The following is a 12,700-nucleotide window of genomic DNA, read 5'->3' as shown; positions in this document are numbered from 1 at the left end:
CGCTTTTCGTCACCTCTGTGGTCCTACCCTGACCGGACCGGAAGATCAGTGGAACGGTGAAAGGAGCCGGCCATGGGTGTACCCGAGGAGCCGAAGAAGCCCGAGGAGCAGCGGCTGGGACCGGTGCTCAGGCGCCGTGAACAGATCCAGCCCGGCACCACGGACCAGCGCCTGCTCGACACCGAGGGCGACTCGGAGTGGGTGCACACCGACCCCTGGCGGGTCATGCGCATCCAGTCCGAGTTCGTGGAGGGCTTCGGCGCCCTGGCCGAACTGCCCAGCGCGATCAGCGTCTTCGGCTCGGCACGCACCCGGTCCGACTCGCCCGAGTACGAGGCCGGCGTGCGCCTCGGCCGCGCGCTCGTCGAAGCCGGCTTCGCGGTGATCACGGGTGGCGGTCCCGGCGCCATGGAGGCGGCCAACAAGGGCGCCCGCGAGGCCCAGGGCGTCTCCGTCGGGCTCGGCATCGAGCTGCCCTTCGAGCAGGGCCTCAACCCGCACGTCGACATCGGGGTCAACTTCCGCTACTTCTTCGTCCGCAAGACGATGTTCGTGAAGTACGCGCAGGGCTTCGTCGTCCTGCCGGGCGGTCTCGGCACCCTCGACGAGCTCTTCGAGGCCCTGACCCTGGTGCAGACCCGCAAGGTCACCCGCTTCCCGATCGTCCTCTTCGGCAGCGCGTACTGGAAGGGCCTGGTCGACTGGCTCCGCGACTCGGTCGTCGCGGGCGGCAAGGCCTCCGAGCAGGACCTGCTCCTGTTCCATGTGACGGACGACGTGGACGAGGCGGTCGCCCTCGTGACGAAGGAGGTCGGCCGCTAGCCGGGGGCCGCGGGGGCCGGGCGGACGTGAACGGTCCGCCGGCCCCGTCTCCGGTCCCCAGGCCCGTCTCCGGCCGGTCGGCGGGGACGGCGGCCGGCGGCTCGTCCGCCGGCCGGGGCCGGCCGGTGCCTAGGCCAGGCCCCGGCGGGCGACCGCGGGCGGCCGGTGCCCGGCGATGGACGCCACCATGTCCAGGACCTGCTTCGTCTCGGCCACCTCGTGCACCCGGTACACCTGGGCGCCCAGCCACGCCGACACCGCCGTCGTCGCCAGGGTCCCCAGCACCCGCTCCTTCACCGGCCGGTCCAGCGTCTCGCCGACGAAGTCCTTGTTGGACAGGGAGACCAGCACCGGCCAGCCGGTGTCCGCCATCTCCCCCAGCCGCCGCGTCGCCTCCAGGCTGTGCCGCGTGTTCTTCCCGAAGTCGTGCCCCGGGTCGATCATGATCCCGTCCCGCCGCACGCCCAGCGCCACCGCGCGCTCCGCGAGGCCCACCGTCACGTCCAGGATGTCGGCCATCACGTCCTCGTACGCGACCCGGTGCGGCCGGGTCCGCGGCTCCACCCCGCCCGCGTGGGTGCACACGAGCCCCGCGCCGTACTTCGCCGCGACCTCCGCGAGTCGCGGATCGACCCCGCCCCACGCGTCGTTGAGCAGGTCCGCGCCCGCCTCGCACACCGCCTCGCCGACGTCCGCCCGCCAGGTGTCCACGCTGATCACCACGTCCGGATGGCGGCGCCGCACCTCGGCGACGAAGCCGACCGTGCGCCGCGCCTCCTCCTCGGGCGTGACCTCCTCGCCCGGGCCGGCCTTGACCCCGCCGATGTCGATGATCGCGGCGCCCTCGGCCACGGCCTGCTCGACCCGGGCGAGCGCCGGCTCGTCGCGGAACGTGGCCCCCTGGTCGTAGAAGGAGTCCGGGGTCCGGTTCACGATCGCCATGATCACCGGCTCGTGCGGCCCGAATTCACGCCGTCCCAAGCGCAGCATCCCTTATGTCCTCCCTCGCGACCGGTCGCCTGCCTCGTCTGCGACCCTAACTGTCGGTGGCGCATGGCACGATCGGCACGGGACGTTTTCCACGGACGGGGAGAGGCGCGCAGGTGTTCTGGTTTCTGCTGATCACGATGGTCGTGGTCGTCGCGGCGGTCACCCTGGCGGTGGTCGGCGGCGGTGACAGTGAGGTGCTGCCCGAGGCTGCGCCCGAGCAGCTGGTGGATCCGCTGCCCGCGACCCGCCCGGTCGGACCGGGAGACGTCGAGGCGCTGCGCCTCCCCGTCGTGGCCCGGGGCTACCGGATGGGGGACGTGGACGACGTCCTGGACCGGCTCGGCGCCGAGATCGCCGAGCGGGACGCCCGGATCGCCGATCTGGAGGCCGCCCTGGCGGGCGCCCGGCGGCGGGGCGACGAGGAGGGCGAGTGAGCGACGGCAGGGCGATCGCGGGGCCGGACGGCCGGCTGCGCTGCCCCTGGGGTCTGTCGACCGAGGACTACGTGGCGTACCACGACGAGGAGTGGGGCCGTCCGGTCCACGGCGACGACGCCCTCTTCGAGCGCCTGTCCCTGGAGGCCTTCCAGTCCGGGCTGTCGTGGATCACGATCCTGCGCCGCCGTGAGGGCTTCCGGACGGCGTTCTCCGGCTTCCGGATCGCCGAGGTGGCCCGGTTCACCGACGCCGACCGGGAGCGGCTGCTCGCGGACGAGGGGATCATCCGCAACCGTGCCAAGATCGACGCCACGATCGCCAATGCGAAGGTCCTGGCCGACTGGAAGCCGGGCGAGCTCGACACCCTGATCTGGTCCCACGCGCCGGATCCGGCGCGCCGCCGGGCCCCGGTGTCCGTCACCGAGGTGCCGGCGGTGACGGACGAGTCGACCGCCCTGTCCAAGGCCCTCAAGAAGCGCGGCCTGCGCTTCATCGGCCCGACCACGGCGTACGCCCTGATGCAGGCCTGCGGTCTGGTCGACGACCACCTCGCCGACTGCCTGGCGCGCGGCGCCGGCCGCTGAGCCGGCGCCCGCACCCGCCCGGCCCGCTCAGCGGCCGAGGTACTCCGGCTTCTCCTTGGCGATGAAGGCCTGCACGGCGATGGTGTGGTCCTCCGAGGCACCCGCCTTCGTCTGGAGCTCGTCCTCCTTCTCCAGGGCCTCGGCGAGCGAGTGGTCGGCGCCGTACGCGAGGGACTCCTTCAGGGCCGCGTAGGCGACCGTCGGGCCCTCGGCCAGCTTGCGGGCCACCTTCGCGGCCTCCTCGGCGAGCGCGTCCGCGGCCACGAGCCGGTTCACGATGCCCAGCTCGTACGCCTCCTGGGCGCTGATCGAGCGGGGGAAGAGCATCAGGTCGGCGGCCCGGCTCTGGCCGATGAGACGCGGCAGGGTCCAGGACATGCCCGAGTCGGCGGTGAGGGCCACGCCGGCGAAGGAGGTGTTGAAGGAGGCGGTCTCCGCGACCACCCGGTAGTCGGCCGCGAGCGCGAAGCCGAAGCCCGCGCCGGCCGCGACGCCGTTCACAGCTGCGACGACCGGCTTCGCCATCCCGGTGAGCGCCCGCACGATCGGGTTGTAGTGGTCGCGCACGGTGTTCATGGTGTCGCTCGTGCCGGTCTCCTTGTCCTGGAAGAGCAGGCCCACGTGCTCCTTGAGGTCCTGGCCCACACAGAACGCGCGGTCACCGGCCGCGGTGAGCAGCACCGCCCGTACGGCGGGGTCCGCGGCGGCCGCCTCGGCCGCGTCGCGCAGGGCGACCTTCGCCGCCACGTTCATCGCGTTCATGGCCTCGGGGCGGTTGATCGTGATGGTGGCGAGCCCGTCGCTCACCTCGTACAGCACCGTGTCGGCCATCAAGGGGTCCCTTCGCTTCTTCGCGTCGTCTGACCGGCCCAGCATGGCGGAGATCACCCGGTCCGCACATGTGAGCTGCGTCAAAGAATCACCGCCCGGACGCCGACCGATGGCGGCGAAGTATCGCAGGTGGATCGGCGAAATGTGCGGCTTTGTGAAAGCGCGTTGCGGAAGCGATGCCACCTGATGTTGGTCATCGGGTCCTGTGATGCGGGATAATGACCTGGAAGCAATCGTGTTCGATGCTGACGTGAGCTGGTTTCAGGAAGGGGAACGAGCATGGCGGCCATGAAGCCGCGGACGGGTGACGGCCCGCTCGAGGTGACCAAGGAGGGGCGGGGCATCGTCATGCGCGTTCCGCTCGAAGGCGGCGGCCGGCTCGTCGTCGAGCTGACCCCGGACGAGGCGAAGGCGCTCGGCGAAGCCCTGCGAGAAGTCGTCGGCTGACCCGCGCCTCGCGCGCATTTCCGCTACTGCCCCGGCACGGTGATCACCGCGCCGGGGCAGCGGTGTGTCGGGGGCGGGGTGCCGCAGGGAGGGGCTCAGGCGCCCCGGCGTACCGCGCACAGCAGACCGTCGCCCACGGGGAGCAGCGTGGGCAGCAGCTCCCGGCTCTCGCGCACGGTCCGGAGCAGCTCGCGTATCCGCTGCACCTCGGCGGGCTGCGCCGCCGAGTCGACCGTGCGGCCGTCCGCGAAGACGCCCTCGAAGCAGACGAGACCGCCCGGTCTCAGCAGGCGCAACGATTCAGCGAGGTAGTCCAGGAGCTCCAGCCGGTCCCCGTCGCAGAAGACCAGGTCGTAACCGCCGTCCGCGAGCCGGGGGAGGACCTCCAGCGCCCGGCCCGGGATGAACCGGGCCCGGTTGCCCGCGAAACCCGCCGCGCGGAACGCCGCCTTCGCGTGCGCCTGCCGCTCCGGCTCCATGTCCACGGTGGTCAGCACCCCGTCGGGCCGCATCCCCAGCAGCAGGTAGATCCCGGACACGCCGGTACCCGTGCCGATCTCCGCCACCGCCTTGGCGTCCGCCGTCGCGGCCAGCAGGCGCAGCGCGGCGCCGGTGCCCGGAGACACCGAGGGCAGCCCCGCCTCACGGGCCCGGTCACGGGCCCAGCGCAGCGCTTCGTCCTCGGCGACAAAGGCCTCGGCGAACGCCAAGCTCGTCTGCCGGTTGGCGGTAATGGCCCTCTCCTGTCCCCGTCATGGACGCCGTAGTTGACGCAGGCGTCGACTGTATCCGCTGCGCGCGGGAACCCGCAGATGGGACCGCGCGTTCATAGAGACAGGAAGCGGGGCGGGTCGCGGACGCGGGCCGGACCCAAATTCGCGTAAAGATTCTTATCCGGAGCTAACGGGCGAGGTGGCTATGGTAGGGGCTCCACTGGACACCACCAGAGCCGACAGGGGAGGTGCGGCTGCGCCTGTGGATCGGAGAGGAGTGCTCCGTCGCCTTCTTCGTTCGGCAGGTGAGCCGAAATCCGTGACCGACACCGCTGACCGTTCCCGCACCACCGATTCCGCACCCACCACCGCGACCTTCGCATCGGATGCGGAATCGCAGGCGTGGACTCCGCCCAGCTGGGAGGAGATCGTCAGCACGCACAGTGGCCGGGTGTACCGGCTCGCCTACCGCCTGACCGGCAACCAGCACGACGCCGAGGACCTCACCCAGGAGGTCTTCGTCCGCGTCTTCCGCTCCCTGTCCTCCTACACGCCGGGGACCTTCGAGGGCTGGCTCCACCGCATCACCACGAACCTGTTCCTGGACATGGTGCGGCGCAAGCAGCGCATCCGCTTCGACGCGCTCGGCGACGACGCCGCCGAGCGGCTGCCCAGCCGCGAGCCGTCTCCTCAGCAGGCCTTCAACGACACGCACTTCGACGCCGACGTGCAGCAGGCCCTGGACACCCTCGCGCCCGAGTTCCGCGCCGCGGTCGTCCTCTGCGACATCGAGGGCCTCTCGTACGAGGAGATCGCCGCGACCCTCGGCGTGAAGCTGGGCACCGTCCGCAGCCGCATCCACCGCGGCCGTTCCCACCTGCGCAAGGCGCTCAAGCACCGCTCTCCCGCGGCGCGTGCGGAGCGTGCCCTCGCCGGCGTGGGCTGGGAGGGCGGAACGGCGTGAGTGGCACCAGTCCGTCACCGACCCCCGCGGAGCACCACCTCGGGGACCGGCTCGCCGCGCTCGTCGACGGCGAACTCGGTCACGACACCCGCGAGCGCGTCCTCGCCCATCTCGCGACCTGCCCCAAGTGCAAGGCCGAGGCGGACGCCCAGCGCAGCCTGAAGAACGTCTTCGCGGCCAGCGCGCCCCCGCCGCCGTCCGAGGGGCTGCTGGCACGCCTCCAGGGGCTGCCGGGGGGACCGGATGACCAGGGGGGTCCCTTCGACGACCTCCTCCGCCGGGGAGGGGTGCGCTCCGACGGCTTCGCCACGGCGGCGCCCGGCACCCCGGACAGCGGTTTCCGCATCCACGAGGTCGGCGACCGCTCCTCCGGGCGCGGCCGGCGCTTCGCCTTCGTGGCGGCCAGCGCGGTCTCCTTCGCGGCCATCGCGCTGAGCGGCACCATGCAGCTCGACACGACCCGCGGCGGCCAGGGCACGGGCAACAACCTCACCCCGCTGCGCGCCCCGGCGACCTTCGCGTCGGGCTCCCGCCGCGACCCCGGAGCGGAACCCGCGCCTCCGACGGTCGTGCCGGCCCGCCTCGAGCTGTCCCCCTTCATACGTCCCGCGAGCCCGGCACTGCGCCTGTCGTACGCTCCGGGCGCCGACCTGAACATCCCGACGGTCACCCCGGCCCCCAGCCCCTCCCACCACTGACCGGCGACCTGGTTGAATCCAGGGGCAGGGGCGCGCCGCCCGGCGATGCGGGCGGCGCGGACAGGTCATCTGGTGCGGGGAGAGCATGAAGAACGGGAAGCCGACCTGGTGGAGCCGGCCGTCGAGCAGCACACCACCCACGACGCCCGCCGCACCCGCCGAACCGGCAGAGGACACGGACTTCACCCTCGCCGCCCCGGCGCCGGTCGCGAGGGGGACCGCACCGGAGCCCGAGGCCGCACCGGGGCCCGGGACCGAGGGGCCCCCGCCCGGCGTACCCGCACCGGCAGCCGGCCCGGACGCCCCGGCGGGACCCGTCATACCCGGGCCCGCCCCCGAGGTCCCGGCCGCCCCGGCGGTCCCCGCGCCCTCGGCTGAGCCCGAGGTCACCGCGGCCGTGCCGGTCGTCACGGACGCCCCCGCGGCGCCCGCCCCCGATCCGGCCGTCCAGCCGGGGCCCGAGACGGCCCCCGCTCCCGTACCGGCGCAGACCGCCGCCCCCGAGCAGCCGGCCCCGCAGCCCCTGCACGCCCCCGATCCGTACCGCACCCCGCCCTACGGCGAGCCCGGTCCGTGGGCGCCGGCGCCGCCCGTCCAGCGGCCCGTACCGCCGGTGCCGGCGGCCCAGGTGGCCCACGCGGCACCGCAGCCCCCCACGGCCCCCCTGGCGCCCCCTTACGACCCCTGGGGGGTACCCCAGCAGGCTCCGGCCGAGGGCAAGCCGCCCAGGAAGCCGCGCCGCGGCCTCGCGCTCGCCGGCGCGCTGGCCTTCGCCCTCGTCACCGGTGTCATCGGCGGCGGCGTCGGCGCCTACATCGAGCGGCACGGCGGCATCAGCACCGTCGAGCTGCCCCAGTCCGACCCCGAGGACATCGGCCGCGCCCCCGAGAGCGTCGCCGGGATCGCCGCGCGCGCCCTGCCCGGCGTCGTCACCATCCACGTCAGCGGCGGCGGTTCCTCCGGCACCGGCACCGGCTTCGTGCTCGACACCGGCGGCCACATCCTCACGAACAACCACGTGGTGGACGCGGCGGCCTCCGCCGGAGAGATCTCCGTCACGTTCTCCAACGGCGAGTCCGCCCGCGCCAAGCTCATCGGCCGCGACACCGGCTACGACCTCGCCGTCATCCGGGTGTCCGGCGTCTCCGGTCTCGAACCGCTGCGGCTCGGCAACTCCGAGAACGTCCGCGTCGGCGACCCCGTCGTCGCCATCGGCGCCCCCTTCGACCTCTCCAACACCGTGACCTCCGGCATCATCAGCGCCAAGGAACGCCCGATCACCGCCGGCGGAGAGAAGGGCGACGGCAGCGACATCAGCTACGTCGACGCGCTGCAGACCGACGCCCCGATAAACCCCGGCAACTCCGGTGGCCCGCTGCTCGACTCGCAGGCCCGGGTCATCGGCATCAACAGCGCCATCCGCGCGGCGGGCAACTCCGGCGGCGAGAGCGGCGGGCAGTCCGGCTCGATCGGCCTCGGCTTCGCGATCCCGATCAACCAGGGCAAGCGGGTCGCCGAGGAGCTCATCAACACCGGGAAGGCCACCCACCCGGTGATCGGCGTGAGCCTCGACATGCAGTACGGCGGCGACGGCGCCCGGGTCGGCGCGAAGGGCAAGGGAGGCGCCGCCTCCGTCACGCCCGGCGGCCCGGCGGACAAGGCCGGCATCCGGCCCGGCGACGTCATCACCAAGGTCGACGGGCAGCGGGTGCACAGCGGCGAGGAGCTGATCGTGAAGATCCGCGCGCACCGCCCGGGCGACCGGCTGAAGCTGACGCTGACCCGCAACGGCAAAGAGCAGACCAAGACCCTGACCCTCGGTACCTCGACCGGCGGCTGACCGCCATGTGGAGGACATCACGTGGTACCCGCCCGACAGGTTCGGCGGGTACCGTGGAGCGGTCCGGGGACCGGCGTGAAGGAGCTACAGGGTGTTCAGCGACATAGGCGCGCTCGAGCTGGTGACGCTCGTGCTGCTCGCCGTGCTCATCTTCGGCCCCGAGAAGCTGCCCAAGGTGATCCAGGACGTGTCCCGGTTCATCCGCAAGATCCGCGAGTTCTCCGACAGCGCGAAGCAGGACATCCGCAACGAGCTCGGCCCGGAGTTCAAGGACTTCGAGTTCGAGGACCTCAACCCCAAGAACTTCATCCGCAAGCAGCTCGAGGGCAACGAGGACCTCAAGGACCTCAAGGAGCTCCGCTCCACCTTCGACCTCAAGAAGGAGATGAACGAGGTCGCGGACGCGGTGCACGGCCGGGAGGTCGCGGCCGCCCCGGCGCCCGCCGCGGTCAACGGCTCTCCGGACCTGCTGAAGAAGCAGGACAAGCCGGACACCGGCGAGCGCCCGCCGTACGACGCGGACGCCACCTGACGACGGCCTGTCACCGCTCCGGTGCGTCCCGGTGGCTATCCTCCCTCTGTTGACGCAACGAGGAGGCTGCCGGAGATGAAGACGACGAGTCGGGTGGAAGCCGATGGGTTTCTGCGCGCACCCTTCGCCTGGTACGGGCTCGACGAGGCGTTCACCGGGCCCCGCCGGCTGATGCAGATCGGCACGGCGGCGGACGGGACCGTACAGCACGGGTCGATGGGGCACGGTGACGAGCCGTCGATAAAGTCCGAGGCCGGCGGCGCGGAGAAGGAGCGGTTCGCGGTCGTCGTGACGGTCGCCGCCCACCCCGTGCGCCGCTCCGGTGACGGCACGGGCGTCCTCGACGCCACGACGGTGTCCTCCGCGGCCTGGCTGGCCGGCTCGGGGCTGCTGGCCCACACCTGGCCCGCCCAGCTCGACCACGCCCTGCGGGACAACTGGCTGGACCAGCAGACCGAGACGGCCTTCGAGCTCGCCGACGACCTCGAAGGCCCCGCCTGGTCCACGCTCTCCCTTCCCGTGGACGGCGTCCCGGTGCCGTTCCACTACCGGGAGTCCGAGTTCGGCTGGGTGCTGGCGGGTTCGGCCCCCGGGGTGCACATCGGCGCCTACGGGCGGGGGATGAGCGCCTACGGGCTCGGCTTCGCGCAGGTGAAGGACCTCGGCGCGTACGCCTGACGGGCTGAGGGCATGACGAAGGGGCACCCCGCTCGCGGGGTGCCCCTTCGTCATGGCGCGGTGGCCGTAAGGACGGCCGGGTCCGCGGGCGGGGGCGGACGGGTGCCCGCCCCCGTGGCTCAGAACTTGTTCTTCGGCGTGATGCCCAGGCTCATGCCCGACAGACCGCGCTGGCGGCCGCCGAGCTTGCCCGCGATGGTGCGCAGGGCCGCGCCGGCCGGGGAGTCGGGGGCGGCCAGGACGACCGGCTTCCCGTCGTCGCCGCCCTCGCGGAGGCGGACGTCGATCGGGATGGAGCCGAGCACCGGGACGGTGGCGCCGGTGGTCTTGGTCAGGCCGTCCGCCACCCGCTGACCGCCGCCCGAGCCGAAGACGTCGACCATCTCGTCGCAGTGCGGACACGGCATGCCCGACATGTTCTCGACGACGCCGACGATCTTCTGGTGGGTCTGCACGGCGATCGAGCCGGCTCGCTCCGCGACCTCGGCCGCGGCCTGCTGCGGGGTGGTGACGACCAGGATCTCCGCGGTCGGCACGAGCTGCGCGACCGAGATCGCGATGTCGCCGGTGCCCGGCGGGAGGTCGAGCAGCAGGACGTCCAGGTCACCCCAGTACACGTCCGCGAGGAACTGCTGGAGCGCGCGGTGCAGCATCGGGCCGCGCCACACGACCGGCGCGTTGCCCGGGGTGAACATGCCGATGGAGATGACCTTCACGCCGTTCGCCGACGGCGGCATGATCATGTTCTCGACCTGGGTCGGACGGCCGTCCACGCCCAGCATGCGGGGCACGCTGTGGCCGTAGATGTCGGCGTCCACGACACCGACCTTCAGACCGTCGGCGGCCATCGCGGCCGCCAGGTTGACCGTCACCGAGGACTTGCCGACGCCGCCCTTGCCGGAGGCGACCGCGTAGACGCGGGTCAGCGAGCCCGGCTTCGCGAACGGCACCTCACGCTCGGCGGTGGTGCCGCGCAGCGCCGCCGCGAGCTCCTTGCGCTGCTCGTCGCTCATCACGTCCAGCGAGACGTCGACGCCCGTGACGCCCTCGACCCGGGAGACGGCGTCGGTCACCCTCTGGGTGATGGTGTCGCGCATGGGGCAGCCGGAGACCGTCAGATAGACGGTGACGGCGACCCGCCCGTCGGAACCGATCTCCACCGACTTGACCATGCCGAGCTCGGTGATCGGCTTGTTGATCTCTGGGTCGTTCACCGTCGCCAGTGCTTCGCGCACCGCGTCTTCCGTAGCCATAGTAGAGATGGTACGGCGACGACCACCGGCTCATGAAAGCCCTGTCAACGGTCGGGTACGTCACTCCCGCGGGCGGCCTCGTCCGGGAATAGATCCCGGCGGTCCCCGTCCCGGTGCTCCAGCTCCTTGAGCAGGTCCTGGAGCTCCGAGCGCATCCAGTCGCGCGTGGCCACCTCGCCGAGGCCCATCCGCAGCGCCGCGACCTCCCGGGTCAGGTACTCGGTGTCGGCGATCGAGCGCTCGTTCTGCTTGCGGTCCTGCTCCAGGTTGACCCGGTCCCGGTCGTCCTGCCGGTTCTGCGCGAGCAGGATCAGCGGGGCCGCGTACGACGCCTGCAGGGACAGCACCAGGGTCAGGAAGATGAACGGGTACCTGTCGAACCGCAGGTTCTCCGGCGCGGAGACGTTCCACACCACCCAGGCGATGATGAGCAGCGTCATCCAGACGAGGAACCGCCCCGTCCCCAGGAAGCGCGCGATGCGCTCGGAGAGGCGCCCGAAGGCCTCCGGGTCGTACTCGGGGAGCAGCCGGGGGCGCCGCACGCGCGGCTGGTCGAGCCGGATCCGCGGCAGCGCGCGGTCCCGCTCCCGGTCGCGTTCGCGGTCCCGCTCCTGGGTGCGCTCAGCCACCGTGCACCCCCTCCTCGTGGAACTCGGTCTCGCGCCAGTCGTCCGGCAGCAGGTGGTCGAGCACGTCGTCCACCGTCACCGCGCCCAGCAGCGAACCGCCCTCGTCCACCACCGGGGCCGCGACCAGGTTGTACGCGGCGAAGTAGCTCGTCACGGCCGGCAGCGGGGTGGCCGGGCCGAGCGGCGGCAGATCACTGTCCACCAGCGCGCTGACCAGCGTGAACGGCGGATCCCGCAGCAGCCGCTGGAAGTGCACCGTGCCCAGGTACTTGCCCGTGGGCGTCTCGTCCGGCGGGCGGCACACGTACACCTGCGCGGCGAGCGCGGGGGACAGGTCCTGCTGGCGCACCCGGGCGAGCGCGTCGGCGACCGTGGCGTCCGGGCGCAGCACGATCGGCTCGGTGGTCATCAGACCGCCCGCGGTCCGCTCCTCGTACGCCAGCAGCCGGCGCACGTCCGCCGCGTCGTCCGGCTGCATCAGGGTGAGCAGCCGCTCCTGGTCCTCCTCCGGCAGTTCCGAGAGCAGGTCGGCGGCGTCGTCCGGGTCCATGGCCTCCAGGACGTCGGCGGCCCGCTCCTCCTTCAGCTTGCCCAGGATCTCGACCTGGTCGTCCTCCGGCAGCTCCTCCAGGACGTCGGCGAGCCGGTCGTCGTCGAGGGCGGCGGCCACCTCGGCCCGGCGCTTCGGGGAGAGGTGGTGCAGCACGTTGGCGAGGTCGGCCGGGCGCAGCTTCTCGAAGGTGGCGACCAGGTTCTCGGCGCCCTGCCCGTGCTCCTCCAGGGAGAAGCCGGTGACGGCCGACCACTCGACGGTCAGCGCCTCGCCCTTGCGGCGCAGCGCACCGCCCTTGCCGCGCCGTACGTAGACCTTGTCGATCTCCCAGTCGCGGCGGGCCGGCAGCTGCTGGATGGCCACGTCGAGCACGGTGACCTCCTCGCCGGACTCCACCAGCGTCACCCGGCGGTCGAGGAGCTCGCCGAGCACGAGCCGTTCGGTGGGGCGCTGCTCGAAGCGGCGCATGTTGACCACGCCGGTGGTGATGACCTGCCCGGACTCGACGCCGGTGATCCGGGTCATGGGCACGAAGACACGCCGCCGGGACAGCACCTCGACGACCATGCCGAGGAGCCGGGGCGGGCGGCGGCCGACCCGCAGCATCGCCACCAGGTCGCTGACCCGGCCGACCTGGTCGCCGACCGGGTCGAAGACGGGGACTCCGGCGAGATGGGAGACGAAGATCCGGGGGGCGCCAGCCGCCATGCCACGCGCCTCCTCGGTGCC

Annotated in this window: 15 protein-coding genes; 9 read left to right on the top strand and 6 right to left on the bottom strand. The window is 72.6% G+C overall.

Features of this window, described 5'->3' with window-relative positions; all coding sequences use genetic code 11:
* Positions 1 to 72 precede the first annotated feature (72 nt).
* Positions 73 to 822, top strand: a complete 750-nt coding sequence (locus tag ACGF1Z_RS33835) for a TIGR00730 family Rossman fold protein (RefSeq protein WP_393010186.1) — start codon at positions 73 to 75, stop codon at positions 820 to 822.
* A 129-nt stretch (positions 823 to 951) separates the two neighbouring features.
* On the opposite strand, the gene folP is transcribed toward ACGF1Z_RS33835, so the two are convergent.
* On the bottom strand, positions 952 to 1,812 hold the full coding sequence (folP, locus tag ACGF1Z_RS33830) for a dihydropteroate synthase (protein WP_393010185.1): 861 nt from the start codon (positions 1,810 to 1,812) through the stop codon (positions 952 to 954).
* A 113-nt stretch (positions 1,813 to 1,925) separates the two neighbouring features.
* Between folP and ACGF1Z_RS33825 the strand changes: the two genes are divergently transcribed.
* Positions 1,926 to 2,246, top strand: coding sequence for a DivIVA domain-containing protein (locus ACGF1Z_RS33825; protein ID WP_393010183.1), 321 nt, complete (start codon positions 1,926 to 1,928; stop codon positions 2,244 to 2,246).
* A complete protein-coding gene (locus tag ACGF1Z_RS33820) occupies positions 2,243 to 2,833 on the top strand; it encodes a DNA-3-methyladenine glycosylase I (RefSeq protein WP_393010181.1) in 591 nt (196 codons plus the stop codon). The genes ACGF1Z_RS33825 and ACGF1Z_RS33820 overlap by 4 nt, the downstream gene beginning before the upstream one ends.
* Positions 2,834 to 2,860: 27 nt before the next feature.
* On the opposite strand, the gene ACGF1Z_RS33815 is transcribed toward ACGF1Z_RS33820, so the two are convergent.
* A complete protein-coding gene (locus ACGF1Z_RS33815) occupies positions 2,861 to 3,664 on the bottom strand; it encodes an enoyl-CoA hydratase/isomerase family protein (protein WP_393010179.1) in 804 nt (267 codons plus the stop codon).
* Between the two features lie 279 nt (positions 3,665 to 3,943).
* Between ACGF1Z_RS33815 and ACGF1Z_RS33810 the strand changes: the two genes are divergently transcribed.
* Positions 3,944 to 4,111: a DUF3117 domain-containing protein gene (locus ACGF1Z_RS33810; protein WP_376632111.1), complete on the top strand. Its 168-nt coding sequence runs from the start codon at positions 3,944 to 3,946 to the stop codon at positions 4,109 to 4,111.
* Positions 4,112 to 4,206: 95 nt separating this feature from the next.
* On the opposite strand, the gene ACGF1Z_RS33805 is transcribed toward ACGF1Z_RS33810, so the two are convergent.
* A complete protein-coding gene (locus ACGF1Z_RS33805; RefSeq protein ID WP_393010177.1) occupies positions 4,207 to 4,821 on the bottom strand; it encodes an O-methyltransferase in 615 nt (204 codons plus the stop codon).
* 208 nt (positions 4,822 to 5,029) lie between these two features.
* Between ACGF1Z_RS33805 and sigE the strand changes: the two genes are divergently transcribed.
* The 5 genes from sigE (at position 5,030) to ACGF1Z_RS33780 (ending at position 9,536) form a co-directional block, all read left to right on the top strand.
* Positions 5,030 to 5,788, top strand: coding sequence for an RNA polymerase sigma factor SigE (sigE, locus tag ACGF1Z_RS33800; protein ID WP_393010175.1), 759 nt, complete (start codon positions 5,030 to 5,032; stop codon positions 5,786 to 5,788).
* On the top strand, positions 5,785 to 6,486 hold the full coding sequence (locus tag ACGF1Z_RS33795) for an anti-sigma factor family protein (protein ID WP_393010173.1): 702 nt from the start codon (positions 5,785 to 5,787) through the stop codon (positions 6,484 to 6,486). Before sigE ends, ACGF1Z_RS33795 begins: the two co-directional genes overlap by 4 nt.
* An 85-nt stretch (positions 6,487 to 6,571) precedes the next feature.
* Positions 6,572 to 8,326 (top strand): trypsin-like peptidase domain-containing protein, encoded by a 1,755-nt coding sequence (locus tag ACGF1Z_RS33790; RefSeq protein WP_393010171.1) that lies wholly within the window; start codon positions 6,572 to 6,574, stop codon positions 8,324 to 8,326.
* Between the two features lie 91 nt (positions 8,327 to 8,417).
* The gene (locus tag ACGF1Z_RS33785; RefSeq protein ID WP_393010169.1) at positions 8,418 to 8,858 is read left to right on the top strand and encodes a sec-independent translocase; all 441 of its coding nucleotides are present in this window, start codon (positions 8,418 to 8,420) and stop codon (positions 8,856 to 8,858) included.
* Positions 8,859 to 8,933: 75 nt separating this feature from the next.
* On the top strand, positions 8,934 to 9,536 hold the full coding sequence (locus ACGF1Z_RS33780; protein WP_393010167.1) for a hypothetical protein: 603 nt from the start codon (positions 8,934 to 8,936) through the stop codon (positions 9,534 to 9,536).
* A gap of 119 nt (positions 9,537 to 9,655) precedes the next feature.
* On the opposite strand, the gene ACGF1Z_RS33775 is transcribed toward ACGF1Z_RS33780, so the two are convergent.
* The 3 genes from ACGF1Z_RS33775 to ACGF1Z_RS33765 are packed head-to-tail and all read right to left on the bottom strand — an operon-like array spanning position 9,656 to position 12,679.
* Entirely contained in the window at positions 9,656 to 10,789 is a 1,134-nt protein-coding gene (locus ACGF1Z_RS33775; RefSeq protein WP_393010165.1) for an Mrp/NBP35 family ATP-binding protein, read from the bottom strand.
* Positions 10,790 to 10,833: 44 nt separating this feature from the next.
* Positions 10,834 to 11,418, bottom strand: coding sequence for a DUF1003 domain-containing protein (locus ACGF1Z_RS33770; RefSeq protein ID WP_393010163.1), 585 nt, complete (start codon positions 11,416 to 11,418; stop codon positions 10,834 to 10,836).
* A complete protein-coding gene (locus ACGF1Z_RS33765; protein WP_376632129.1) occupies positions 11,411 to 12,679 on the bottom strand; it encodes a magnesium transporter MgtE N-terminal domain-containing protein in 1,269 nt (422 codons plus the stop codon). The genes ACGF1Z_RS33770 and ACGF1Z_RS33765 overlap by 8 nt, the downstream gene beginning before the upstream one ends.
* Between the last annotated feature and the right edge of the window lie 21 nt (positions 12,680 to 12,700).

Origin of the sequence: Streptomyces sp. NPDC048018 (assembly GCF_043202995.1) — a bacterium.
Taxonomy (GTDB): domain Bacteria; phylum Actinomycetota; class Actinomycetes; order Streptomycetales; family Streptomycetaceae; genus Streptomyces.
Note: the sequence above shows the minus strand (reverse complement) of the source record. Positions and strands in the feature narration are given on the sequence as shown.